General features: G+C 47.0%; 22 protein-coding genes and 2 tRNA genes. 22 read left to right on the top strand and 2 right to left on the bottom strand.

The genetic code is table 11. The annotated features are described in order from the left end of the window. Window positions 1-40: 40 nt before the first annotated feature. The 12 genes from purR to BW944_RS13350 all read left to right on the top strand — a co-directional run bounded on the left by purR (window position 41) and on the right by BW944_RS13350 (window position 13310). Window positions 41-862, top strand: a complete 822-nt coding sequence (gene purR, locus BW944_RS13405) for a pur operon repressor (protein ID WP_076560542.1) — start codon at window positions 41-43, stop codon at window positions 860-862. Window positions 863-979: 117 nt separating this feature from the next. Then, window positions 980-1273 carry a septation regulator SpoVG gene (gene spoVG / locus BW944_RS13400; protein WP_076560540.1) on the top strand — a complete coding sequence of 98 codons (294 nt, stop codon included), beginning with the start codon at window positions 980-982 and terminating at the stop codon, window positions 1271-1273. A 263-nt stretch (window positions 1274-1536) separates the two neighbouring features. Beyond that, the gene (gene glmU, locus BW944_RS13395) at window positions 1537-2910 is read left to right on the top strand and encodes a bifunctional UDP-N-acetylglucosamine diphosphorylase/glucosamine-1-phosphate N-acetyltransferase GlmU (protein ID WP_076560538.1); all 1374 of its coding nucleotides are present in this window, start codon (window positions 1537-1539) and stop codon (window positions 2908-2910) included. Between the two features lie 15 nt (window positions 2911-2925). Continuing rightward, window positions 2926-3882, top strand: a complete 957-nt coding sequence (locus BW944_RS13390) for a ribose-phosphate diphosphokinase (protein ID WP_076560536.1) — start codon at window positions 2926-2928, stop codon at window positions 3880-3882. A gap of 62 nt (window positions 3883-3944) precedes the next feature. After that, window positions 3945-4586 (top strand): 50S ribosomal protein L25/general stress protein Ctc, encoded by a 642-nt coding sequence (locus tag BW944_RS13385; RefSeq protein WP_076560573.1) that lies wholly within the window; start codon window positions 3945-3947, stop codon window positions 4584-4586. Window positions 4587-4709: 123 nt separating this feature from the next. Beyond that, a complete protein-coding gene (gene pth / locus BW944_RS13380) occupies window positions 4710-5267 on the top strand; it encodes an aminoacyl-tRNA hydrolase (RefSeq protein ID WP_076560534.1) in 558 nt (185 codons plus the stop codon). A gap of 80 nt (window positions 5268-5347) precedes the next feature. Beyond that, window positions 5348-8878, top strand: coding sequence for a transcription-repair coupling factor (gene mfd / locus BW944_RS13375; RefSeq protein WP_076560532.1), 3531 nt, complete (start codon window positions 5348-5350; stop codon window positions 8876-8878). 149 nt (window positions 8879-9027) lie between these two features. Continuing rightward, window positions 9028-10539, top strand: a complete 1512-nt coding sequence (locus BW944_RS13370; RefSeq protein WP_076560530.1) for a putative polysaccharide biosynthesis protein — start codon at window positions 9028-9030, stop codon at window positions 10537-10539. A gap of 1 nt (window position 10540) precedes the next feature. After that, window positions 10541-11992: a bifunctional methyltransferase/pyrophosphohydrolase YabN gene (gene yabN, locus BW944_RS13365; protein WP_076560528.1), complete on the top strand. Its 1452-nt coding sequence runs from the start codon at window positions 10541-10543 to the stop codon at window positions 11990-11992. Next, a complete protein-coding gene (locus BW944_RS13360) occupies window positions 11989-12252 on the top strand; it encodes an RNA-binding S4 domain-containing protein (protein ID WP_076560526.1) in 264 nt (87 codons plus the stop codon). Before yabN ends, BW944_RS13360 begins: the two co-directional genes overlap by 4 nt. A gap of 213 nt (window positions 12253-12465) precedes the next feature. After that, entirely contained in the window at window positions 12466-12843 is a 378-nt protein-coding gene (locus tag BW944_RS13355; RefSeq protein ID WP_076560524.1) for an FtsB family cell division protein, read from the top strand. 77 nt (window positions 12844-12920) lie between these two features. After that, on the top strand, window positions 12921-13310 hold the full coding sequence (locus BW944_RS13350) for a S1 domain-containing RNA-binding protein (RefSeq protein WP_076560522.1): 390 nt from the start codon (window positions 12921-12923) through the stop codon (window positions 13308-13310). Between the two features lie 332 nt (window positions 13311-13642). On the opposite strand, the gene BW944_RS13345 is transcribed toward BW944_RS13350, so the two are convergent. After that, a tRNA-Glu gene (locus BW944_RS13345) sits at window positions 13643-13714 on the bottom strand. A gap of 5 nt (window positions 13715-13719) precedes the next feature. Continuing rightward, window positions 13720-13793: transfer RNA gene (locus BW944_RS13340), tRNA-Met, on the bottom strand. Window positions 13794-13990: 197 nt separating this feature from the next. On the opposite strand from BW944_RS13340, the gene tilS reads away from it, so the two are divergent. From tilS to lysS, 10 genes are all read left to right on the top strand, one after another. Then, window positions 13991-15379, top strand: a complete 1389-nt coding sequence (gene tilS, locus BW944_RS13335) for a tRNA lysidine(34) synthetase TilS (RefSeq protein WP_234983185.1) — start codon at window positions 13991-13993, stop codon at window positions 15377-15379. Beyond that, the gene (hpt, locus tag BW944_RS13330) at window positions 15372-15917 is read left to right on the top strand and encodes a hypoxanthine phosphoribosyltransferase (protein ID WP_076560519.1); all 546 of its coding nucleotides are present in this window, start codon (window positions 15372-15374) and stop codon (window positions 15915-15917) included. The genes tilS and hpt overlap by 8 nt, the downstream gene beginning before the upstream one ends. An 83-nt stretch (window positions 15918-16000) precedes the next feature. Beyond that, entirely contained in the window at window positions 16001-18031 is a 2031-nt protein-coding gene (gene ftsH, locus BW944_RS13325) for an ATP-dependent zinc metalloprotease FtsH (RefSeq protein ID WP_076560516.1), read from the top strand. A 220-nt stretch (window positions 18032-18251) separates the two neighbouring features. Continuing rightward, window positions 18252-19052 (top strand): type III pantothenate kinase, encoded by an 801-nt coding sequence (locus tag BW944_RS13320; protein WP_076560514.1) that lies wholly within the window; start codon window positions 18252-18254, stop codon window positions 19050-19052. Beyond that, complete coding sequence (gene hslO, locus BW944_RS13315; protein WP_076560512.1) at window positions 19049-19921, top strand: Hsp33 family molecular chaperone HslO; 873 nt, start codon at window positions 19049-19051, stop codon at window positions 19919-19921. The genes BW944_RS13320 and hslO overlap by 4 nt, the downstream gene beginning before the upstream one ends. Window positions 19922-20430: 509 nt before the next feature. After that, window positions 20431-21357, top strand: coding sequence for a cysteine synthase A (cysK, locus tag BW944_RS13310; RefSeq protein ID WP_076560510.1), 927 nt, complete (start codon window positions 20431-20433; stop codon window positions 21355-21357). Between the two features lie 104 nt (window positions 21358-21461). After that, window positions 21462-22292 (top strand): dihydropteroate synthase, encoded by an 831-nt coding sequence (gene folP / locus BW944_RS13305; protein ID WP_407690089.1) that lies wholly within the window; start codon window positions 21462-21464, stop codon window positions 22290-22292. Next, window positions 22285-22650, top strand: coding sequence for a dihydroneopterin aldolase (gene folB, locus BW944_RS13300; protein WP_076560505.1), 366 nt, complete (start codon window positions 22285-22287; stop codon window positions 22648-22650). The genes folP and folB overlap by 8 nt, the downstream gene beginning before the upstream one ends. After that, window positions 22647-23138, top strand: coding sequence for a 2-amino-4-hydroxy-6-hydroxymethyldihydropteridine diphosphokinase (gene folK, locus BW944_RS13295; RefSeq protein WP_076560503.1), 492 nt, complete (start codon window positions 22647-22649; stop codon window positions 23136-23138). Before folB ends, folK begins: the two co-directional genes overlap by 4 nt. Before the next feature lie 153 nt (window positions 23139-23291). Beyond that, the gene (gene lysS, locus BW944_RS13290; RefSeq protein WP_076560501.1) at window positions 23292-24773 is read left to right on the top strand and encodes a lysine--tRNA ligase; all 1482 of its coding nucleotides are present in this window, start codon (window positions 23292-23294) and stop codon (window positions 24771-24773) included. The last annotated feature ends 350 nt before the right edge of the window (window positions 24774-25123 follow it).

Genomic DNA, 25123 nt, shown 5'->3' with positions numbered 1-25123 from the left:
ATTTAAATAAAATATTCGGATTTAAGAGGAGTTTCTACGTATGAAAAGAAGTAAACGTTTAGTTTCTATGACACGATTTATAATGGAACGGCCCTGTACACTTATTTCGTTGCCGTTTTTCGCGGAACAGTTCGATTCGGCCAAATCTTCCATCAGTGAAGATTTAACGATCATTGATGAGCGGTTTCGCCAGGAAGGGACGGGATATCTCGAATCGATAGCGGGCGCTTCCGGAGGGGTGAAGTATATCCCCGCTTACTCTAAGGATTATGGTACCCCGTTTGTGGAGCAGCTATGCGAGAAACTTTCCGACACGGAACGTCTTCTGCCGGGAGGGTATTTATTTATGAGTGACATTCTCGGAGACCCTCATACGGTGGACACGATCGGAAAGATGTTCGCTTCGGTATTTGTAGACAGGGAAATAGATGCTGTGATGACAGTCGCGACGAAGGGGATACCTTTGGCTTATGCTGTTGCAGCCCATTTGAATGTACCTGTCGTTATCGCCCGAAGAGACCCGAAAGTCACTGAAGGTTCCACCGTCAGCATCAATTACGTCTCCGGCTCAACAAGGAAAATCCAGACGATGGTTCTGACCAAACGTTCGCTCGAAGCAGGATCGAGGGTTTGTATTATTGATGATTTCATGAAAGCCGGAGGAACGATCAACGGGATGAAAAGTCTTTTGAAAGAGTTTGAAGCGGAAGTCGCGGGTATCGGCGTGCTCGCCGAAGCAGAGGATGAAGAAGAGGAAAGAGTCGTGGATGATTATGTATCATTGACGCAAATACTTCATGCAGATGATCGCACAAAAAAAATAGAAGTCGAGCCTGGGAATTTACTTAATAGGCTTTCTTAAGAAGGATTTACCATATTGGATAGAAAATAGTGATTTTTTTCTTTATAAAGCAGGAATCTTTGTTCTAGAGTAGAAATAGTATAACAAGTTCTGTATAAACAAAGGTGGTGATGGATAATGGAAGTAACTGACGTGAGACTGCGTCGAGTAAACACAGAAGGAAGAATGCGAGCAATTGCTTCTATCACTTTTGATCAGGAATTCGTGGTCCATGACATTCGTGTCATAGATGGGAAGAATGGACTGTTCGTTGCTATGCCAAGCAAACGCACGCCGGACGGGGAATTCCGGGACATTGCTCATCCGATCAATTCCGGAACAAGAGCTAAGATCCAGGAAGCGGTGCTTGGAGCGTATGAAAAAGCTGAAGAGCCGCAACAAATGGAATATGAGGGAGCAGGCGCTTCATGAATGGAGAGAAGAGAATCTAACCTGATTTCAGGTTAGGTTCTTTTTTAGCTCTTTTACGCCTTCTGTACCCCGGAAATAATTAGGCCGCGCTTTTGAACGGGGCGTTCAATTTTTTTTCGTCAGGATACAAAAGAGAGCCATCGCCTGCTATAGTATTACTATACCCACTTCTGCAATTTTATAATCAGTCGTTAGTGTAATGTTGAAATTAATTCTGTTTTAAGATAATATTCATAGTGGATAACTATGATGGGGGTAACTTCATGGCAAATCGTTTTGCAGTAGTGCTTGCAGCTGGTCAGGGTACACGGATGAAATCAAAGCTTTATAAAGTTCTTCATCCTGTATGCGGAAAGCCGATGGTGCAGCACGTAACAGATCAACTTAATCAATTGGAACTGTCGGAAATCATTACTGTGGTCGGTTTCGGAGCAGAAACTGTCCAGAACCAGCTTGGAGACAGTAGTGAATATGTCATTCAGAAGGAACAGTTGGGCACAGGTCACGCTGTCCTTCAGGCAGGGGAGTACCTTGCCGATAAAAAGGGAACGACCGTCGTCGTTTGTGGAGATACTCCCCTACTGACGAGTGAAACACTCGAAGCATTGCTTTCGCACCATGAAGAAAAGGGAGCGAAAGCGACAGTGCTTACCGCGCATGCAGAGGACCCTCACGGTTACGGACGCGTTCTCCGCAGTGGTAACGGGGATGTGGAGCGTGTCGTGGAGCAGAAGGATGCCTCCCGTGAAGAAGCGGAAGTGCGGGAAATCAATACAGGCACGTACTGTTTCGATAATGAACTTCTTTTCAAAGCTCTGTCGAACGTATCGAACGATAACGCTCAAGGGGAGTATTACTTGCCGGATGTGATGGAAATTCTTCAAAAAGAAGGAGAGCCCATCAGTGCCTATCAGATGGACGATCTGAAAGAAGCTCTCGGCGTCAATGACCGTGTAGCTTTGTCCAAGGCGGAAACGTTTATGCGTGAAAGAATCAATGATAGACATATGCGTAATGGTGTAACTATTATCGATCCTTCTCATACGTATATTGGAGCGGACGCAGTGATCGGCCAGGATGTCACAATCCATCCCGGAACGACGATCACGGACGGGACGGTTGTTGAAAATGACGCAGAGCTCGGCCCTAATTCTACTGTGGAACGCAGTTTCATCGGAGAAGGTACCGTGGTGAAACAGAGTTTCGTCTCTGATAGTCATGTAGGGAAACGCGTTAACATCGGTCCATTCGCGCACATCCGTCCTGATTCCGAACTCGGTGATGGAGCGAAAGTAGGCAATTTCGTAGAAGTGAAAAAAGCGAAATTCGGCCAGAACAGCAAAGTCTCCCACTTGAGTTATATCGGAGATGCTGATGTAGGAGAAGGCGTGAATATCGGTTGTGGAACGATCACCGTGAACTATGACGGAAAAGACAAGCACCTGACGACGATCGAAGATGAAGCGTTCATCGGTTGCAATTCGAACCTCATCGCCCCGGTGACTGTCGGTAAAGGCTCTTATGTAGCGGCCGGCTCGACAATAAACCAGGATGTTCCGGCTGAATCTCTGTCTATCGCAAGAGCGAGACAGACCAACAAAGAAGGCTATGCGCAAAAAATGAAGAAAAAAGATTAATGGAGGGTTCGTTCCATGGCGGCTAAGGACTATCGAAATTCGGAGTTAAAGGTTTTCACTCTTAATTCCAACCCTGCGCTGGCAGAAGAGATTGTCAGCAATATTGGTATTGAGCTTGGTAAGTGTACGGTAACCACATTCAGCGATGGAGAAGTTCAGATTAACATTGATGAGAGTATTCGTGGTTGCGATGTGTATGTTGTACAATCGACGAGTGCCCCGGTCAATCAGCATCTCATGGAGCTTTTGATTATGATTGACGCATTGAAGCGGGCATCCGCCAATTCCATCAACATCGTCATGCCTTATTATGGGTATGCACGTCAGGATAGAAAGGCTCGTTCGCGTGAACCGATCACAGCCAAACTTGTGGCGAACCTGCTCCAGACCGCAGGAGCGGACCGGGTCATCATGATGGACCTTCACGCTCCGCAAATCCAGGGTTTCTTCGATATTCCGATTGATAACCTTGTAGGGGTTCCGAGTCTATCCGAGTACTTCGAGGAGAAGAACCTTGATGATATCGTCGTCGTGTCCCCTGATCACGGGGGCGTGACCCGTGCAAGGAAAATGGCTGATCGTCTGGAAGCTCCGATTGCTATTATAGACAAACGTCGCCCACTACCGAACGTAGCGGAAGTCATGAACATCGTCGGGAATATTGAAGGCAAAACCGCCATTCTCATCGACGACATCATTGATACAGCCGGTACGATCACTCTCGCAGCGAACGCTCTTGTGGAGAACGGAGCCAAAGAGGTATACGCCTGTTGTACGCACCCTGTGCTGTCAGGGCCTGCAATTCAGCGTATCAACGATTCCAAAATCAAAGAACTGGTCGTCACGAACACGATTCCGCTTGGGGAAGATAAAAAGATCGATAAGGTCAACCAGCTTTCCGTCGCTCCTTTGATCAGCGAAGCGATTATCCGTGTCCATGAACGTAAATCTGTAAGCATTTTGTTCGATTAATCAGTTTGCCTGATTGAACAAAAGGGTATATACTAACGATAAATATTTGGAGGTAGATGAAATTGGCTATTAAACTAAAAGCAAGTAAAAGAGATAATCTGCAAACATCAAACACGAAGGAAATCCGTCAACGCGGCGATGTTCCTGGTGTCGTTTACGGAAAAGAGAAAGATCCTGTAACTCTTTCAGTAAACAGCATCGAGCTGTTGAAAACTGTCCGTGACAACGGTAAAAACGCAATCATTTCCCTTGATGTTGAAGGTGGAGACACCCTTAACGTCATGCTTCACGAGCATCAGATCGACCCGCTTAAGGACGAACTGATCCACGCGGACTTCTATGCAGTCAACATGAAAGAAGACGTGGACGTTGAAGTATCTATCCATACGGAAGGGGAAGCAGAAGGCGTGCGCGAAGGCGGCGTATTGCAGCAGCCTCTATACGAACTCGCAATTCGTGCGAAGCCGGGTGAAATCCCTGAGGAAATCAAAGTCGACGTATCTGAACTTCAGATCGGGGACAGTATCATGGTCAGCGATTTGAAAGAAGGTCGTAACTACGAGATTCTTGAAGATGAGAATGCAACAATCGTTTCTGTTACGCCACCGGAAGAAATGCCTGAAGAGCCTGAAGAAGCTACTGACGAACAGCCGGAAGCTCTCAGAGAAGATGACGATGATGAGAATGAGGACGAGAACAAGTAAGTGCAACATTAATAAAGAAAAAAGGGCGTAGCCGAGAGGGCACGCCCTTTCTTTTCGTCTGTATCCTTGCTTTTGCTATGCTATAATAATCGTAATTACTTAAGAGAAAAGGAAGTTCAGCTTATGAAATGTATTGTCGGATTAGGGAACCCGGGGAAGAAGTATGAGGCTACAAGACATAACATCGGTTTCCAGGTGATCGATGAACTTGCAAAGCGCAATCACTGGACGGTGGAGAAGAAGAAATTCAACAGTCTGTTTACGACTGAACATGTAGGCAAAGAGAAAATCATTCTACTGAAACCCCAAACGTATATGAATCTTTCCGGGGAAGCGGTACGTGCTTTTCTGGATTATTTCGGCCTCGGAGAAGAAGACGTTCTGGTAATTTATGATGACCTCGATCTCGAACCGGGAAAAATACGTCTTCGACAAAAAGGCGGGCACGGGGGTCATAATGGCATCCGTGATATCATTGATCAACTGGGTACGAAGGAGTTCAAGCGGCTTCGTGTCGGGATCGGTAAACCGGGAAATGCTTCTGTTATCAATCACGTCCTCGATTCCTTCAGCAAGGAAGAGAAAAAGTGGATGACAGAAAGTGTGGACCGGGCCGTGCATGCCTGTGAAGCATGGATGTCGCAGTCTTTTGACGAAGTGATGAACGAATACAACAAATGAGCCGGAACTTCCTGAAGCGGTTTCGGATATATTTCGATCTATAGAGGAGAGAAAGCTGTGATGGCGGAGGGTAAGTTAATATGAATGGAATAAAAGAATTTTTACGGCCTTATGATGATATAGCTTCGGTTATTGACGGCGTGAACAACGGCATAAAGGAACAAGTCGTTGCGGGGGTTTCCGGTACGTCACGGAGTATGCTCGTGTCTATCGTCCAGGAAGCGGTGAATCGCCCGATACTTCTGGTCACGCACCAGCTGAACCAGGCTCAGCAGCTGTATGAAGATCTACAGGAATGGTCGGAAGATTGTCCGGTTCATCTCTATCCGGTCAATGAATTGATCGCCTCTGAAATAGCCTTTGCCAGTCCGGAGCTTAGGAGTCAGCGAATCGATGCCTTGGATGAATGGATTCATGAAGACGCCGGTATATGTATAGCTCCTGTGGCGGCCCTGAAAAGAATGATGCCGCCTATTTCGTATTGGCAGGAAGCTCAGATCACTTTCGAGACGGGAATGGAGATTGACCTTGATCACTACCTTGCTAAGCTCATAAGGGTCGGATACGAACGCACAGGTATGGTCTCTTCCCCGGGGGAGTTTTCGATGCGCGGAGGAATATTGGATATATACCCGCTGACAGAAGATCATCCGCTCCGGATCGAACTGTTTGATACCGAAGTCGACTCGATCCGCACCTTCGACGTCGAGTCCCAGAGATCGAAGGAAAAATGGGAACGAGCCGTCATCAAACCGGCTACAGAAATGCTCCTGAAACCGGAGGATTACGCTAGAGCTCTTCATCAGCTGGATGATGCTTACCAGGTGACGATCGGTAAGTGGTCGGACCAGGAAGCGAAACAGACATTATATGAAGAGATTTCCCATGATAAAGAGCGTCTCGAACAGCAGGAACGCTTCGAAAATATGTATAAATACATGAATTTTTTCTATGAAAATAAAAACAGCCTCCTCGATTACCTTTCGGAGCGCGGACTGGTCATTTTTGATGAAATGAGCAGAATCCAGGAAACGGCCCAGCGTCTGGATGAAGAAGAAGCGGAATGGCACCAGAATTTACTGGAAAACGGCCGGACGGTAAAGGATCTGCAGATTTCCCACGACTGGCATGATATTTGGGCACGCACCACCCATCAGCGTATTTATCTTTCTGTATTTATGAGGCATATACCTTCTACTCATCCAGGGAATGTCATCAACATTACAGGACGGCAGATGCAGGAATTTCACGGCCAGATGAATTTGTTGAAGAACGAGATGGAACGCTGGAACAAACAGGGTTTCTCAGTCGTCATTGCTGCTCCGAATAAGCAGCGGAAAGAGAAAGTTCAGGCGGTTCTCGATGACTATGACATGGAGGCGGTCGTCGGAGGAGGAGATGCCACGCTTCCGGTGAGCACTCCCGTCATCATAGACAGTTCGCTTCGTGCCGGTTTCGAATGGCCGCTTCACAAAATAGCGGTGCTCACAGAGCGGGAACTTTTCAAAAAACGTGCCCCTCAAAGGAAAAAGAAAGAGAAGATGTCGAATGCCGAACGGATAAAAAGCTATCAGGAACTGAAGACCGGGGACTACGTCGTCCATTCCCATCACGGTATCGGAAAATACTTAGGAATCGAAACGATGGAGTCGGGGGGCACCCACAACGACTTCCTCATGGTGCAATATTCGGGGAATGATAAGTTGTTCGTTCCGGTTGAACAGATCGATCTTATTCAAAAATACGTAGGCTCCGAAGGCAAAGAGCCGAAAATCTATAAGCTCGGCGGTTCTGAATGGGCAAAGGTGAAACGCAGGGTCCAGTCTTCTGTCGAGGATATCGCCGATGAGCTGATAGAGATTTATGCGGAGCGGGAAGCTTCGAAAGGGCACGCGTTTGAACAGGACGGGGAAATGCAGAAGGAATTCGAAGAAGCGTTTCCTTACGAAGAAACACCGGATCAACTGCGTTGTATCGACGAGATCAAGCATGACATGGAACGTGTGCGTCCTATGGACAGGCTTTTGTGCGGAGATGTTGGGTACGGAAAGACGGAAGTTGCTCTCCGTGCCGCGTTCAAAGCGATTGCCGAGGGCAAACAGGTGGCGATTCTGGTACCTACGACGATTCTTGCTCAACAGCACTACGAGACTCTCACGGAACGGATGCAGGATTTCGGTGTGAACATCGGTCTGATGAGCCGCTTCCGTACGAGGAAGCAGCTCAAGGAAAATTCGGAAGGCTTACGGAAAGGTCTCGTGGACATCGTGGTCGGGACGCATCGACTGTTGTCGAAAGATGTGGAATTCAAAGATCTCGGGTTGCTCATCGTGGATGAAGAACAGCGTTTTGGAGTGAAGCATAAGGAGAAAATCAAGCAGCTGAAAGCGGATGTCGACGTGCTGACGCTTACGGCTACCCCGATTCCCCGTACGCTTCATATGTCGATGCTCGGTGTGCGCGACTTGTCTGTCATCGAAACTCCTCCGGAAAACAGATTCCCGATCCAGACGTATGTGATCGAATATAATCCGGTGTTCATACGGGAGTCGGTGGAGAGGGAGATGGCGAGAAACGGTCAGGTCTTTTTCCTGTTTAACCGGATCGATAATATTGACCGGATGGCTGCCCATATAGCTGAGCTCGTCCCCGATGCGCGGGTGGCATTAGCTCATGGACGGATGAATGAAACCGAACTCGAAAATGCGATGTTCTCTTTCCTCGAAGGGGAGTACGACGTTCTCGTGAGCACGACGATCATTGAAACCGGGGTGGATATCCCGAATGTGAACACGCTCATCGTTTACGATGCGGACAGGATGGGCCTCAGCCAGCTCTATCAGATCCGTGGCCGTGTCGGTCGTTCCAATCGTGTCGCTTATGCCTATTTCACGTACCAGCAGAACAAGGTGCTGACGGAAATCGCGGAAAAGCGGCTTGAAGCGATCAAGGAATTCACAGAGCTCGGCTCCGGCTTTAAGATCGCGATGAGGGATTTGTCGATTCGGGGAGCCGGGAATCTTCTCGGTTCCCAGCAGCACGGGTTCATCGATTCGGTCGGTTTCGATATGTATTCCCAGATGCTATCCGACGCCATCGAAGCGAAGCGGCAGGGTAAGAGTCCGGAAGCGGTCCAGCCTTTTCAGCCTGAACTTCAACTCGACATCGACGCCTATCTCCCGGGTAATTATATTGAGGATGAGAAGCAGAAGATCGATATGTATAAACGCTTCCAGACCGTCGAATCGGAGGAAGACATCCGTGACTTACGGGATGAACTGATCGACCGTTTCGGGGATTATCCGGAACAGGTGGAAAAATTATTCACGGTCGCTATGCTGAAGCATCAGGCAAAGCAGACACGTATCGAAGAAATAACAGAGAAGAAACATATCATTGACATGGTCATGGAGAAAGAGCAGAGCCAGGTGATTGATGGCTCCAAGCTTTTTGATATGGCTAATCAATACGGACGGATGATTCAGCTTAGTACGGACGAGAATCAGTTGAAGATTCGCTTCCGTCTGGATAAAAACACACAGCCGCGAAGATATGAGTTGATTGAAGAATTTCTACGCCGGCTTCCTTCGATGATGCTTCAGGAAAGTTGAAGCTGATTTCCAGAACGATACTTCCAGAAGATGAACAGACCGGGGTTGCTGCGGAGGCGGACCCGGTCTGTTTTGTTTTTGAAATAGGAATGGCTCCGCTTTTATATGATATAATGGGTGTACTATTATAAGAGTTGAAGGGTTTAGGTATGAAGAATAACTGGATGAGAGGTACGGCCTGGCTGATTATGGCAGGTATCATCGGAAAAATATTAAGTGCCGGCTATCGCATCCCTCTGCAAAATTTCGGGGGCGATATCGGCTTCTATGTGTATCAGCAAATATACCCGGTTGTAGGGATAGGTATCGTTTTTGCCTTGCAGGGGGTTCCGGCAGCCGTTTCCCGGGTTGTAGCGGAAGATAGACAGTTATCGGTACCTTTTTTTTATCGGCCGGTGCTCATCTGGCTTTCGGCTTTTTTCTTTGTTTTCGCTGTGACCGGATACATCCAAGCATCATCGATCGCCCTTTTTATGGGCGACGGACGATTGACCGCTTCCTTGAAAGTCGCTTTTCTTGCCTTATTGCTCGTTCCCTTTCTGGCCGTCCTGCGCGGTGGTTTCCAAGGGTATGAGGATATGAAGACCACTGCTATTTCTCAACTACTCGAACAGTTTGTGCGGGTAGGAGGCATCCTGGTTGTAAGTATCGCAGTCTACCTTTCGGGAAATGTCTATACTATTGGAACAGGCACCGCTGTCGCAGCGGCGGCAGGGATGGTTATCGCTATCGTTTACCTGGCGGGGAAATGGAGGAAAAATCCTCCCAGGCCTTCATTCAAACCTGCAGGCACCTCCTTTTATTACGTGAAGCGCGTTCTTTTTTACAGTGTGCTGATGAGTGTGAATTATATGCTGCTTCTGTTTTTACAGCTTGCAGATGCGTTCACTTTCGTCCCGCTTCTCGTTCAGGAAGGGATGCCGGTGATGGATGCGCGGGAATGGAAAGGGATCTATGACCGTGCACAGCCGCTTATTCAGCTTGTTATTGTTCTTGCCTCCTCAGTCGCCCTGTCGCTGCTTCCTGCAATCGTAAGGGCGGATCGTTCACAGCAGGCGATACGTCAGGCGATGACTGTTACGCTTTTGATAAGTCTCGCGGCCTGTGTGGGCCTCCTCGTCCTGTTTCCGGACATAAACAGATTATTCTATCTGAATGAAGCGGGTACCGGCGTGTTACGACTACAGATGCTCAATGTCGTCTTCGTCTCCCTCGTTCTGACTTCCGCCTCCGCTCTTCAGGGGCTGGGGTACGCTACCGTAACAGCAGGTACGATTGGGGCGGGCTTGCTCATCAAAGTAGTACTGAACGTGACACTTATTCCGGTCTTTCATGTGTACGGAGCAGCTCTTGCTTCCGTAGCAGCTATAGCTGTTATCGGTTTGATCAATTTATCGGTCTTGAAAAGAAAGATACATAGGGGGCTGTTTGCGTGGAACAAGGGAGGCCTCCTCCCTTCTCTTGCAGGAATGGCTTTATGCGTTCTGTTCTTCAGGTGGTTGTACGTTCCGGAGAGCCGCGTCCTGCTTCTTTTGTGGGTCCTGCTCCTTTCCGGAGGCGGAGCTTTCGTTTATGGATTTTTCCTTCGTCAGTTCCGTGTGCTTCCGGGGGAGATGGTCCCTGAACAGTGGAGAAAATGGTTGATAAAGGGGAATGAATGAAATGGGAAAAATACGTATTATCGGACTGGGCGCAGGGGATCTTGCCCAGATGTCTCTCGGAACTTACCGCGCTCTGACTTCTGTAAACGATGAAATATTCACAAGGACGCTCGATCATCCGGCCGTGGCAGCCCTTCACCAGGAAGGTGTCCACTTCGAGAGCTTTGACGCTCTGTATGAGCGTTTCGATACTTTTGAAGAAGTGTATCATGCTATTACAGATGAATTGCTGCACGCTTCTCTGGAACGGGATATCTTCTATACGGTGCCAGGACATCCTATGGTTGCAGAAAAAACCGTACAGCTCCTGCTCGAGCAGCAGCAACGGGAAGTGGAGATAGACGGAGGTCAGAGTTTCCTGGATGAGACGTTCCGGGCTCTCCGGATCGATCCGGTCGAAGGTCTTCAATTCATAGATGCTACCGGCTTTGAGAGAAAGAACCTTACTTATCGTCAGCACACGCTTTTCTGTCAGGTGTATGATACGATGATTGCTTCAGAAGTGAAGCTAACGTTACTGGAGGATCTGCCGGAAGATTACCCGGTCACGATTGTGACGGCAGCCGGAAGCATAGGAGAGCGTATCGAAACGGTGGCGCTCGAGGATCTCGACCGTGAAGTCGAGGTGAACAATCTTACCAGCATCTATGTTCCGCCCGCTTCCGCTGATACATTGACGCATCAGTTTGAAGAATTGCGCCATGTGATCCGTCGACTTCGGGGACCGGGGGGATGTCCATGGGATCAGAAACAGACGCACGCCTCCCTGAAAAAATATTTGATTGAAGAAGCGTATGAAGTAGTGGAAGCGATTGACGAGGAAGATGATGAACATCTGGCCGATGAACTCGGGGACGTACTTCTGCAGGTCATGCTTCACAGCCAGATAGGAGAGGACGAAGGGTATTTCACCGTTGATGACGTGATCCGTTCCGTTACGGAGAAGATGGTGCGGCGTCACCCTCATGTTTTCGGGGATGTCGACGTCGATGATGCGGACGAGGTGAACCGGAACTGGGAAGCCATTAAACAGGAAGAGAAGCACAGCGCGGATCGTGAGTCCCTTCTCGATGGTGTGCTGAAACACTCTCCGGCGCTGTTACAGGCTATCGATCTGCAGAAAAAAGCGTCCAAAGTCGGGTTTGACTGGGATGACAAGGCAGCAGTTCTTGAGAAAATGAAAGAAGAATGGGAGGAGTATACCTCGGCTGCATCGAAGCGGGAACGAGAGAAGGAACTGGGAGACTTCCTTTTCACAGTTGCGAATCTCGCCCGGCATGACCGGATTGATGCGGAACTCGTCCTGCAGGAGACCAACCGGAAATTCCGGAGACGTTTCGCCTTCCTTGAAGAAGAAGCCGAGCGTCAAGATAAGAACCTGGAAGCGATGGACCTGGAAGAATTGGAACAGTGGTGGAATAAAGCAAAAGAGAAGGAGAGAATCGATTTATGAGACTGGATAAATTTCTTAAAAATGCCCGTTTGATCAAACGTAGAACCCTTGCTAAGGAAGTTGCGGATCAGGGAAGGATACAAATAAATGGACACGCTGGAAAATCCTCAAGCAAACTGAAAGTTGGAGACGAACTCCGGATTCAGTTCGGTCAGAAAGTGTTGACGATCGAAGTGAAGGAACTGAAAGAGACTGTAAAAAAAGATGAAGCAGCCGATCTGTATATAATCAAAAGTGAAGAACCTGTAAACAAAGATTGAATTCTTATATGCCTTCTCGCCGGAGGGAACCGGTGGAGGAGGCGCAGGTTTACCAAATTCAAAAAAAGGGAAAATTCTCATAAATAGGTGTTCCTTTGTAAGAGTTCGGTAAGGGTCGTGTCGATTGTGAGAAAAATACTACGCAAATTAAAGGATTTATAGGTTACAATGGAAAAAAAACATGTATAATGAGTCAAAGGAGGCTTGTAAAGCATGAAAGAAAAGAAATCGGTGACTCGGTTAGATTCTACATACATGAATCAGTACGATGCTCATGTAGAGCGACAGGGAAGAAAGAAGAAAAGGCTTTTCCGTCGGCTGGCACTGTTTGCACTGGTCATGCTGCTCGTAACAAGCACACTCGCTGTTTATCACGTCCAGCAACGTATGGTATACGCTGAAAAAGAAGCGGAATATGAACAACTTCAGGAAGAAATGGCAACGCTTGAAGAAACGGAATCGGAGTTGCGGGAAGAGGTGGAACTCCTCCAGCAGGAAGAGTATGTTCTTGAAATTGCCAGAAGTAATTATTTCTTCTCGAAAGAAGGGGAAATAATCTTCAAAATTCCAAATCAGGAACCTTCATATTGACACTTTTTTCATAGCTTATATATAATAATAAAGTAGGAAATTCTTTTATCGAACTTTTAAGGAGGAGCATTTTTTTTATGGCCATTGAAGTAGGCAGCAAGTTGCAGGGTAAGGTAACAGGTATCACTAATTTCGGAGCGTTTGTGGAGCTCCCGGAGGGGCAGACCGGTTTGGTTCACATTAGTGAAGTTGCCGACAACTATGTAAAAGACATTAATGAGCATTTGAGTCGCGGTGACGAAGTACAAGTGAAAGTCATTAATGTAGGGGATGACGGTAAGATCGGGCTTTCCATCAAGAAAGCGAAGGAAGCTCCGAAACGTCCTCAGCCGCAGAAACCTCGTAAGCCGGAAGAATCTTTTGAACAAAAGATGAGTCGCTTCATGAAAGACAGTGATGATCGACTGACTTCACTGAAAAAGCATACAGAATCGAAACGCGGAGGCCGCGGCTCTAAAAGAGGGTAGCTTGCTGTCTATGACAATCGATGAACGATGCAAGGTGAGGCAAGAAACAACCGTTATTTAAATGAAGGCTCTGTTAGCGTTTATTGTTGGTTTTATCTCTACGGGTAGCAGCTTGCCGCGGGTATGACGTCAACTTCCCGAATCTCCTAGTATTCGATTCGGGTGATTTTCCGTTCATGCTTATCCCGCAGGCGTCTCCCCCCTTCGTTCTAAAATCAACAACTAGCTTTAACAGAGCTAAATGAAAAAGCGTGGAACCAGTAAAAAGTACTGGCTCCACGCTTTTTTTGCTTATAAAAAAACCGCCTGCAACAGGCGGTTTCTGAAATAAATGACCCGTACGGGATTCGAACCCGTGTTACCGCCGTGAAAGGGCGGTGTCTTAACCACTTGACCAACGGGCCTGGGATGGCGGCGGAGGGAATCGAACCCACGACCTCACGGGTATGAACCGTACGCTCTAGCCAGCTGAGCTACGCCGCCGTTGTTTTAAGCACAAGGATTATAATACACAATACAGAAAAGAGTGTCAACGGTTATGCAGGAAATTTTCATAGTCAGAAAATTCCGCTCTTCTTTTGGCTTGATTCAAACGCTTACCGATAAGCTGTTCGTTCCGATTGCAGGCAGGAAGCCTCCGGTGGTACGATGAAACAAGAATCGAAATGGGAGTGACGCACGTGCACAACACAGATGATTTCGTCCGTAAGCATCAGCTGCTCAACGAGGGAGATACGATCATCGTCGCTGTCTCCGGAGGGCCTGATTCACTTGCTCTGCTTTACTATTTATACGAACATAAACAGGAGTTTTCTCTGGAAATCATTGCGGCCACCATCGATCACGGACTGCGGGGAGAAGAGTCCCGGGAAGATACGGCTTACGTGCGCACGGTATGCGAAACCCTTTCGCTACCTTTGAAGGAGATTTTTGTCGATGTTGCCCGCTATAAACAAAAAGAAGGAAAAGGAACCCAGGAGGCTGCCCGTAAGCTCAGGTATGAAGCATTGGAAACATTGATGCGTACACACCAGGCGGACAGTCTTGCTCTTGGCCATCATGGAGACGATCAGGTGGAAACGTTGTTTATGCAGTTGGCGCGGGGAGTGAGTCCATCGAGCGTAACCGGTATGCCGGTTTCACGGAAGTTTGCAAGCGGCCGGATCATCCGCCCTTTTCTCACTGTTACAAAGGAGGAACTTGAACGTTTCTGTGACCGCCGCATGATCACCCCGCGTTATGACCCTTCCAATAACGAAACGCAATATACGAGAAACGCTTTCCGCCATCAGCTTCTTCCTTTTCTGAAACAACAGAACCCGAAGCTTCATGAACATATACAGGGTTATAGTGAGCGAAGGTATGAGGAGGAGGAATTCCTTTCTGAAAAAGCCTGGGAGATGATGAAGGAAGTGGTTTTTTCAAAGGGAGAGGTCACCCTATCCATCAAATCATGGAAACGTTACCCGATTGCTTTACAAAGAAGAGCCTTTCATCTAATATTAAACTATCTGTACAATGAGCAAGTAGAAGATATTACTTACATTCATGAAGATTTATTTTTACAATTGATGGATGGTGATCGAGTAAACAGCACCCTGGATTTTCCGGATGGTCTGAATGTGGTAAGAGCGTATGATCAAGTATCGTTCACATTTTCAGAATCACACGACTCTCCTTTCTATTATGAGGAACTATATCCGGGAGGATGTGTTTCCTTAGCCGGGGGAGCGATGATTTATGCGCAAAGTACCAAAGATGTGACCGGTACTTCTTTGTATGAATTCATATGTGATACGACTCACGTGAAATTCCCGCTGATAGTAAGAAATCGCCGGGATGGAGATCGTATGAAACCTAAAGGAATGAAGGGAACGAAAAAGATAAAGGATATTTTTATCGACCGGAAGATTCCTTTGGCAGAAAGGAATACCTGGCCGATTGTTACAGATGGTGATGGCGTTGTTCTATGGGTTCCTGGAATAAAGAAAGCCGCAGTGGAATGTGAGTCAACTTCACTGGTGCGAGTGACGTATAACAGATCGGGTAGGAGGAACGAGGATGCATAATGAAATCGAACGGGTTTTGATCACTGAAGAAGAAATACAGAATAAATGCAGAGCGATAGGTGAAGAACTGTCGGAGGAATACAGGGATCAGTTCCCTTTGGCTGTATGTGTACTAAAAGGTGCCATGCCTTTTATGTCCGACCTTGTGAAGCGCATGGATATCCACCTGGAGATGGATTTCATGGACGTGTCGAGTTACGCGGGGATGCGCTCTACGGGTGAAGTGAAAATCGAAAAAGACCTGGATACACAAGTGGAAGGCCGGGATCTTTTGATTATTGAAGATATCATCGATAGCGGTCGCACGCTCAGTTATCTGGTAGACCTGTTTAAATACAGAAAAGCGAACTCCATCAAGATCGTGACACTTCTTGATAAACCTTCAGGCCGCCACGCACAAATAAAAGCGGATACGGTAGGTTTCGAAGTACCGGATGAGTTCGTCGTCGGTTATGGCCTTGATTATAATGAAAAATATAGAAACTTGCCGTACATCGGTGTTTTGAAACCGGAAATATATAGTGGAGAAGATCAATAAACTGTCGATAGTAATCATTTGTAGGAAGTGAATGCAATATGATAGTATTTACTGTAGTTTTCTCTCACAGGAGGAGGTAGGCAATGAATCGGATATTCAGAAATACAATTTTTTACTTACTTATCTTCCTCGTTGTTATAGGCATTTTAAGCCTGTTCCGAGGTCAAGGTGAGCCACAGGAAACACTTTCTGTGAACCAGTTTTTAGATAGACTTGATAATGGAGAAATACAGGAGTTGACATTACAACCTGTAAATAATGTGTATGTTGCGAAAGGTCAGCTTGAAGGGGGAGGAGAAGATAACTCCTTCAGCGTTCATCTTCCTGCGAACGAACAGTTCATTTCACAAGTGACGGAGACGGCGACAAGCCAGAGTATCCTTAACGTGGAAGAGGAAGAACAGCCTAGCGCATGGGTGACATTCCTGACAGGAATCATTCCTTTCGTCATTATCTTCATTTTATTCTTCTTCCTGCTGAACCAGTCTCAGGGTGGCGGAAGCAAAGTCATGAACTTTGGTAAGAGTAAGGCGAAAATGTACAGTGACGATAAACAGAAGGTCCGGTTCAAAGACGTGGCCGGTGCGGATGAGGAGAAACAGGAACTGGTCGAAGTCGTGGACTTCCTGAAAGATCCGCGGAAATTCGCGCAAGTGGGTGCCCGTATTCCAAAAGGGGTCCTGCTCGTTGGTCCTCCGGGTACAGGTAAAACACTTCTTGCCCGTGCAGTAGCCGGGGAAGCAGGCGTACCATTCTTCTCAATCAGTGGTTCCGACTTCGTTGAAATGTTCGTCGGTGTCGGTGCCTCCCGTGTGCGTGACTTGTTTGAAAATGCGAAGAAGAACGCACCATGTATCATTTTCATCGATGAAATGGACGCTGTAGGTCGTCAACGTGGCGCCGGACTCGGCGGAGGTCACGATGAGCGTGAGCAGACGTTGAACCAGCTCCTTGTAGAAATGGATGGGTTCGGAGCGAATGAAGGAATCATTATGATTGCAGCTACCAACCGCCCTGACATTCTCGACCCTGCCCTTCTTCGTCCAGGACGTTTCGACCGTCAGATTACAGTCAACCGTCCGGATGTCAAAGGCCGTGAAGCGGTACTTGCTGTTCACGTCAGAGAGAAGCCTCTCGGTACCGATGTGGACCTTAAGACGATCGCTCTTCGTACTCCAGGTTTCTCCGGAGCTGATCTTGAGAACCTTCTGAACGAAGCAGCTCTTGTAGCAGCACGTACAGATAAGCACCAGATTGAAATGGTCGACGTAGATGAGGCGATAGACCGTGTCATTGCCGGTCCAGCCAAGAAGAGTCGTGTCATTTCGAAAAAAGAACGCGACATCGTGGCTCACCACGAAAGTGGACATACCATTATCGGTATGGTGCTTGATGATGCGGATATGGTGCATAAAGTTACGATCGTTCCACGCGGTCAGGCAGGCGGTTACGCCGTCATGCTTCCGAGAGAAGATCGTTACTTCATGACGAAACCGGAACTGTTCGATAAGATCACCGGCCTGCTCGGTGGACGTGTAGCGGAAGAGGTTATGTTCGGCGAAGTGAGTACCGGCGCTCATAACGACTTCCAACGTGCTACCAGTATTGCCCGCAGTATGGTGACAGAGTACGGCATGAGTGAAAAACTCGGACCGCTCCAGTTCGGTTCCAATCAGGGTGGTCAAGTCTTCCTTGGACGTGACATCCAGAATGAACAGAACTACAGTGACCAGATTGCTTTTGAAATCGACAGGGAAGTCCAGAACTTCATCAACTACTGCTACGACCGTGCAAAACAGATTCTTACTGAAAACAAAGATAAGCTTGAACTTATGGCTCAGACACTCCTCGAAGTGGAGACGCTCGATGCCACAGAGATCAAGTACCTGTTTGAAGAAGGTCGTATGCCTACGGAAGAAGAATTGGAGGAACTGGCTCAAAAGAACAACTCCAATCTTCATAAAGCTTCTTCTCTTGACGAGAGCGACGACGCGAAAGAAAATGCGGGCGCTGAAGAAGAAGGAGAGGATCACTCTCACCCTTCCGACGAAAAGGAAGAAGGTCACGAGGATCCGAAAAAAGAAGAAAATGAAGAAGATAAGCGCAAAGAATAACTTACGATTTCGGGAAGCTGTGCCATCAAGGCGCAGCTTCCTTTTGTAGAATTTCAGGGCAATCCCTTCCTGAGAGTGGCGGGTCTCTACTTTACGCTCTTCTAATAGGCCACGCAGCCTTGCTTTAAGAGGGCCAGGCTTTTCTTGAAGCAACGGGGGCGGAAATGTGATATTATAAAAGCCGAAGGAAGAATGTGACGAATTTATGGAGGCTTTTTTGATGAATTTTGTACTCGATGTAGGTAATACAAACACAGTATTAGGTGTTTTTGACGAAGATGTTTTAAAATACCATTGGCGGATCAAGACCGATCGTTACAAAACAGAAGATGAATACGGCATGCTGATCCAATCGTTGTTTTCATATGAGGGACTCCAGTTTTCTGACATTGAAGGAGTGACCATCTCCTCAGTGGTGCCGCCGATTATGTATTCGCTCGAACGTGTGGCGGAAAAATATTTTCACAAAAAGCCGATTATTATAGGAACCGAGCACGTGGAAGAAGGCCTGGAGATGGCGTATCCGAACCCTTCCGAAATAGGCGCAGACAGAATAGTGAATGCTGTCGGTGTCATTGAAGATTATTCCACTCCGGCTGTAATCATTGATTTTGGTACGGCGACCACTTATTGTTATGTCGATAGTGAAAATCGATATGTCGGAGGAGCGATTGCTCCCGGTATAAACATTTCCATGGAGGCTCTTTATGCCAAAGCAGCTAAACTTCCGAAGATTGAAATAAAACAACCGGAGGATGTCGTAGGTCAATCCACTGTGGAAGCGATGCAGTCGGGCGTGTTTTATGGATATGTAGGACAAGTCGACGAGCTGGTCCGGAGAATGAAAGAGAAGGCGGAAGGAGAAGAGCCGGTGGTAATCGCGACCGGAGGGCTGTCCAACCTTATCGCCAACGAATCCCGCACAATCGACCATGTCGATCCTTTCCTGACTCTGAGAGGGTTGAACGTTATTTATCAGAGAAATAAAGATAAAGATATATTTCAAGGAGGTACAACATGAAAGATCATTTAATTCGGGCGACAGCATTTGACGGCCAAGTACGAGCTTATGCGGTTCAGTCGACGGATATCGTAGAAGAAGCAAGAAGACGTCATGACGTTTGGGCCACCACTTCTGCTGCTCTCGGGCGTACGATGACTATCGGTTCCATGATGGGTGCGATGATGAAAGGCGACGACAAAATGACGATTAAAGTAGAAGGGGACGGGCCGGCCGGTGCTATTGTCGTAGATACGGCATCGAATGGGAATGTGCGGGGGTACATTCAGAACCCGCACGTGGATTTCGATTCCAATGAACATGGCAAACTGGATGTCGCACGGGCAGTCGGCCAGAACGGCTCCATCAGTGTGGTGAAGGATCTGGGCTTGAAAGACTATTTTACCGGCCAGGTGCCGATCGTCTCCGGAGAAATAGCTGAAGATTTCACGTATTACTTCACAAATTCAGAACAGGTTCCATCGGCAGTAGGTGCTGGTGTACTCGTTGATACCGACTATACGATTATGGCCGCCGGTGGATTCATCATCCAAATGATGCCCGGAGCCACGGATGAAACAATCAGTGAAATTGAACGGAGACTTTCTGAGATGAAGGCTGTGTCGACACTGGTGCGTGAAGGGAAGACTCCGGAAGAATTGCTGAATACGATTCTTGGAGCCGAAAACGTGAAAGTTCTTGATTCTCTTCCTGTCGCATTTGAATGTCATTGCTCCAGGGAGCGGATTGAAACAGCGATTGCGAGTCTTGGTAATGAAGAAATAGATCGTATGATCGAAGAGGACGGCGGAGCTGAAGCGACATGCCATTTCTGTAATGAAGTGTATCAGCTGGATGAAGAAGATCTGAAAAGCCTGCAGTCTTCCTAGAAAATAAAATGAAAAATAGAAAACCCGGGCCTTTTTATCGTTAAGAGGTCCGGGTTTTCTATATCAGAATAGGAAGTTTCCGCTTTTTATGCAATATAAGCGGCCAGCCCCTGTTTCGGGGAAGACCACCCGAAGCCAGGAACGTCCACTTATCTTAGAGCTTCTAGGCGAATGGCTCCGCTTTTCTTGATCCAGCTGCAGCACCCAGAAATTCGTGTCATAAGCAGTCCGGACCAGAGAAAGGAAAGAACGCCTTTCGTCTGGCCGTTCTACTTATGCCAGTATTTCTGAATGGGTGCTTCCGCTTTTCTTTGTCCAGCTACGCCACCCATAAGTCCATGTCCTAAGCAGTGATTTCTTTTTCAGGAAAAAGCACCTGAAAAGAGAACCCCCTGCTTACGCCAGAACTTATAAGCGGGTTGGATCCGCTTTTCTAATTGACATTTTTCCAATTTTTCTTTACATTAGAATCAAACCCTATTAAAATACTGGGAATTAGGAGTGATCAGATGAGAATTGCTAATGACGTAACGGAGCTTGTAGGAAACACCCCTATAGTCAAGTTGAATGGGAGTGCAGAAAAGAACCATGCGGACATTTACCTTAAGCTTGAGTACATGAATCCGGGGAGTTCTGTGAAAGACAGAATAGCTCTCTCAATGGTTGAAGCTGCTGAAAAAGAAGGGAAGCTTAAAGAAGGTGACGTCATTGTGGAGCCGACAAGTGGCAATACGGGTATCGGTATTGCTATGATCGCTGCTGCCAAAGGCTACCAGACGAAACTTGTTATGCCCGACACGATGAGTCAAGAAAGAAGGAACCTTTTGAAGGCTTACGGCGCAGAACTTGTATTGACCCCTGGCCCGGAAGGAATGAAGGGTGCTATTAAAAAAGCTTCCGAGTTAAGTGAAGCTCACGGTTACTTCATGCCCCAGCAATTTGATAATCAGGCGAACGTAGATGTGCATGCGAAGACAACCGGTCCGGAAATCATCGAACAAATGGGAGATGCACTGGATGCTTTCGTCTCAGGTATCGGCACAGGAGGTACAATCACAGGTGCCGGAAAAGTTCTTAAAGATAAATATAAAGATATTGAAATCGTTGCTGTAGAACCGGAAGACAGTCCTATTTTATCAGGAGGAAATCCGGGTCCTCACAAAATCCAGGGTATTGGAGCCGGATTTGTTCCGTCTATTCTGGATAGGGGCATATATAACGAAGTGATAAAAGTGACGACTGAGCAAGCGTTTGAAGAAGCGCGTGCGGCCGCTCGTAAAGACGGAATTCTCGGCGGAATCTCTTCGGGTGCCGCCATCTATGCTGCTAAACAGGTAGCGGAGCGTCTTGGAAAAGGGAAGAAGGTGCTGGCAGTAATCCCTAGTAATGGAGAACGTTACCTTTCTACTCCTCTTTATCAGTTCGATGACGAATAATGACGAATAATGAGACTGCATCTCCTTTGAGGGGGATGCAGTTTTCTTTTGCTTCTGAATCGGTTATTATCGGTATAGAAAATGGTAAAGTCAGGTGAATGAAAATGATAGAATTAACAATACGGAACAAAGAGTATCGTCTGGATAAAGAGACGCTTGTCATGGGGATTCTGAATGTCACGCCGGACTCTTTTTCTGACGGCGGGCGCTATAACGAGGTTTCAAATGCAATAGCCCATGCAGTTCGTATGGAGGAAGAAGGGGCTCATATTATTGATATCGGGGGCGAATCCACCCGGCCCGGGCATGAACCTGTATCGGAAAAAGAAGAGATGGAGCGGGTTATTCCGATGATTCGGGAAGTGAAAAAGCATATCTCTCTTCCGATCTCTGTAGATACATACAAATCAGAGGTAGCGGAGAGAGCGGTTGAAGCAGGCGCCGATCTGATCAACGATGTGTGGGGAGCGAGATATGATGAACGGATAGCTCAAGTTGCTGCAGCAACAGGTGTACCTATCGTGCTGATGCACAATCGCAAGGAGCGAAACTATACTTCTCTTGTCGAGGATATGAAAGCCGATTTGGAAAAAAGTGTTGGAATTGCCCGTGAAGCGGGAGTCCCGGAGAATCACATCATTCTCGACCCGGGCGTCGGGTTTGCGAAAACGAAGGAGGAGAACCTTATAGTTATGCGCAATCTCGGAGAATTCCGGAATCTCGGGTATCCGCTTCTTCTGGGTACTTCAAGAAAACGATTCATCGGGGAAGTGCTCGGATTGGGGACAGAGGAACGTATGGAAGGAACGGGAGCTACCGTCTGTTACGGAGTTGCACAGGGAGTTGAAATTGTAAGAGTGCATGATGTGAAAGAAATAGTCCGCATGACGAAAATGATGGATGCGATGATGGAGAGGAGTGATTGTAATGGATAAAATATATTTGAACAGTATGAAGTTCTATGGTTATCACGGGTTGTTTCCCGAGGAGAACAAACTGGGTCAACATTTCACGGTGGATCTCCAGCTGGAAGCTGAATTGAAAGAAGCGGCGGCTACGGACGACATGACGAAATCGATTGATTACGGAGCAGTGCATGAAGTTACAAAAAAAATTGTGGAGGGTCCTGCCCGGAATCTGGTGGAAACGGTCGCTGAAGAATTGGCGGAGACCCTATTCAAAGAGTTTGCTCTCTTGGAAGGGTGTCTCGTCCGGGTCAACAAACTCCACCCACCGATCCCTGGACACTATGATTCGGTGTCTGTTGAAATTTATCGGAGTCGCTCTGAATGAACACGGCTTACATTGCGCTCGGTTCAAATATTTCGCCGAGGGAGAAGTTTTTGCAAGAATCGATTCAGCAGCTGGAAGAAAATCCTTACATCGACGTCCTTAGGAAATCATCTATCTATGAAACGGATCCAATAGGATATGTGGAACAGGATGATTTTCTTAACATGGTGATTATGATGAGGACTTCCCTGCAACCTCTGGAACTTCTGGATGTATGCCAGGAGGTAGAAAAAAACTTTGGCAGAGAACGTCTTATGAAGTGGGGACCGAGAACAATAGATCTCGACATATTGGCATTGAACCAGGTCGATATGAAGACGGAGCGGTTGATTCTCCCTCACCCCCACCTTCATGAACGTGCCTTTGCACTGATTCCGTTGGCTGATGTGAATAACGATCTTATTCTTTATCCTGATGGAAAAACGATTAAAGAGCTGGTAGAAGAATTATCAGATGAGGAGTCAGCGGCTGTACGAAAGGTCCGGTAGCGTCGCCGAGGCGGAAGAATCAAAAGTGACCAAATCGTTGACACCTCGGAAGGTCTTTTCTATACTAATCAGTAGTGTAATACTGCCAGTGTGTATGCTGGCAGTTTTCTTTATTGAAGCGGTAAAACTAAACATAGAACGGAGTGAATACACATGGCTGAAGAGATAAATGAATACATGCAGGTCCGTATGGATAAAATGAACAGCTATAGAGAACAGGGAATCGACCCTTTCGGTGATAAGTTTGAAAGAACACATCTTGCGGAAGATCTTCATGAAGCGTATGGAGAGGTTTCCAAAGAAGAACTTGAAGAGAAGCAGGCTTCCGCAGTTGTAGCGGGGAGGATCATGACAAAACGCGGGAAAGGGAAAACGGGTTTTGCTCATATCCAGGACCTGAGCGGTCAAATTCAACTGTACGTAAGAAAAGATGAAATAGGGGAAGAGAACTACGAACTTTTCAAATCAGCAGACATGGGGGATATCGTAGGTGTGGAAGGAATTATGTTCAAAACGAACGTCGGCGAACTCTCTGTCAAAGCCCAGAAGTTCCATATGCTTACGAAGTCGCTTCGTCCCCTCCCGGAAAAATTCCATGGACTGAAAGACGTAGAGCAACGCTACCGTCAGCGCTATCTGGATCTGATTACCAACCCGGAGAGCAAAGAAGCTTTCATAACACGCAGTAAGATTCTCCAGTCCATGCGCCGATATCTGGATGATTTAGGATTTCTTGAAGTCGAAACTCCGATGATGCACGGAATCCCAGGCGGGGCAGCAGCCCGTCCATTCGTCACTCATCATAATGCTCTTGATACAGAGCTTTACATGCGGATTGCCATTGAACTTCACCTCAAGCGCCTGGTTGTCGGTGGCTTGGAGAAAGTTTATGAAATAGGGCGGGTGTTCCGTAATGAAGGGATCTCCACCCGTCATAACCCGGAATTCACAATGCTTGAACTTTATGAGGCGTATGCGGATTACCATGATGTCATGGATCTCACAGAAGAGCTGATAGCTCATATTGCCAAAGATGTGCTTGGAACGACAAAAGTAACCTATGAGGAAACGGAAATCGACCTTGATCCGAAATGGACACGTCTCCATATGGCTGATGCGATCAAAGAGGAAACAGGTGTCGATTTCTGGAAGGAGATGACGGACCAGGAAGCTCGACAACTGGCTGAAGATCATGGTGTCGAGGTCGATAATAATATGACGTTCGGTCATATCATGAATGAATTCTTTGAACAGAAAGTCGAGGAAAAACTGATCCAGCCTACGTTCGTTTATGGACATCCGATAGAGATTTCTCCACTAGCGAAACAGAACCAGGAAGATGAAAGGTTCACGGATCGGTTTGAACTCTTCATTGTAGGGAGAGAGCATGCCAACGCCTTTTCGGAATTGAATGATCCGATTGATCAGCGCAGAAGATTCGAAGCGCAAGTGAAAGAAAGGGAAGCCGGTAATGATGAAGCTCATCTGATGGATGAGGACTTCCTCGAATCCCTGGAATACGGAATGCCACCTACAGGAGGGCTAGGAATCGGTATCGATCGTCTGGTTATGCTGCTTACGAATTCTTCATCAATCCGCGACGTACTGCTTTTCCCTCAAATGAAACAAAAGTAAATGCATCAATAAGTCGTCCTGGTCCAGGGCGGCTTTTTCTAATTACACTCCATTTATGAAAAGGTGTATTTTTTTCAGAAAAAACTTTTATTTTCAAACCTATTGCACACCTCAGATAATCATGGTAAATTGTTATTTGTCGCGTTAAGGAAAGCCGTTCACGGCAACCGGCGCACACAAAAAAATATACATTGTTGTTGACGGAATACGCACAACATGGTATATTGATTAAGTCGCTGTTTTGAGAGCGACACCGTAGATCTTTGAAAACTGAACAATGTTTTATGCCATGCGTCAATTTTTAAAGCAAGACAACATGAGCTAATCAATCGCTCTTTTATGGAGAGTTT

The sequence above is a fragment of the Salimicrobium flavidum genome (assembly GCF_900156645.1).
In the GTDB taxonomy this organism is placed as follows: domain Bacteria; phylum Bacillota; class Bacilli; order Bacillales; family Halobacillaceae; genus Salimicrobium; species Salimicrobium flavidum.
The sequence above is the reverse complement of the archived record's forward strand: the minus strand, read 5'-3'. Positions and strand labels throughout refer to the sequence as shown.

Excerpts from the sequence above, each read along its gene's own strand:
- ftsH (WP_076560516.1), top strand. The coding sequence starts at position 16,001 with ATGAATCGGATATTCAGAAATACAATTTTTTACTTACTTATCTTCCTC.
- BW944_RS13390 (WP_076560536.1), top strand. The coding sequence starts at position 2,926 with ATGGCGGCTAAGGACTATCGAAATTCGGAGTTAAAGGTTTTCACTCTT.
- BW944_RS13320 (WP_076560514.1), top strand. The coding sequence starts at position 18,252 with ATGAATTTTGTACTCGATGTAGGTAATACAAACACAGTATTAGGTGTT.
- folK (WP_076560503.1), top strand. The coding sequence starts at position 22,647 with ATGAACACGGCTTACATTGCGCTCGGTTCAAATATTTCGCCGAGGGAG.
- BW944_RS13370 (WP_076560530.1), top strand. The coding sequence starts at position 9,028 with ATGAAGAATAACTGGATGAGAGGTACGGCCTGGCTGATTATGGCAGGT.
- BW944_RS13350 (WP_076560522.1), top strand. The coding sequence starts at position 12,921 with ATGGCCATTGAAGTAGGCAGCAAGTTGCAGGGTAAGGTAACAGGTATC.
- BW944_RS13360 (WP_076560526.1), top strand. The coding sequence starts at position 11,989 with ATGAGACTGGATAAATTTCTTAAAAATGCCCGTTTGATCAAACGTAGA.
- mfd (WP_076560532.1), top strand. The coding sequence starts at position 5,348 with ATGAATGGAATAAAAGAATTTTTACGGCCTTATGATGATATAGCTTCG.
- hpt (WP_076560519.1), top strand. The coding sequence starts at position 15,372 with ATGCATAATGAAATCGAACGGGTTTTGATCACTGAAGAAGAAATACAG.
- purR (WP_076560542.1), top strand. The coding sequence starts at position 41 with ATGAAAAGAAGTAAACGTTTAGTTTCTATGACACGATTTATAATGGAA.
- folP (WP_407690089.1), top strand. The coding sequence starts at position 21,462 with ATGATAGAATTAACAATACGGAACAAAGAGTATCGTCTGGATAAAGAG.
- cysK (WP_076560510.1), top strand. The coding sequence starts at position 20,431 with ATGAGAATTGCTAATGACGTAACGGAGCTTGTAGGAAACACCCCTATA.
- hslO (WP_076560512.1), top strand. The coding sequence starts at position 19,049 with ATGAAAGATCATTTAATTCGGGCGACAGCATTTGACGGCCAAGTACGA.
- lysS (WP_076560501.1), top strand. The coding sequence starts at position 23,292 with ATGGCTGAAGAGATAAATGAATACATGCAGGTCCGTATGGATAAAATG.
- pth (WP_076560534.1), top strand. The coding sequence starts at position 4,710 with ATGAAATGTATTGTCGGATTAGGGAACCCGGGGAAGAAGTATGAGGCT.
- glmU (WP_076560538.1), top strand. The coding sequence starts at position 1,537 with ATGGCAAATCGTTTTGCAGTAGTGCTTGCAGCTGGTCAGGGTACACGG.
- folB (WP_076560505.1), top strand. The coding sequence starts at position 22,285 with ATGGATAAAATATATTTGAACAGTATGAAGTTCTATGGTTATCACGGG.
- spoVG (WP_076560540.1), top strand. The coding sequence starts at position 980 with ATGGAAGTAACTGACGTGAGACTGCGTCGAGTAAACACAGAAGGAAGA.
- yabN (WP_076560528.1), top strand. The coding sequence starts at position 10,541 with ATGGGAAAAATACGTATTATCGGACTGGGCGCAGGGGATCTTGCCCAG.
- BW944_RS13355 (WP_076560524.1), top strand. The coding sequence starts at position 12,466 with ATGAAAGAAAAGAAATCGGTGACTCGGTTAGATTCTACATACATGAAT.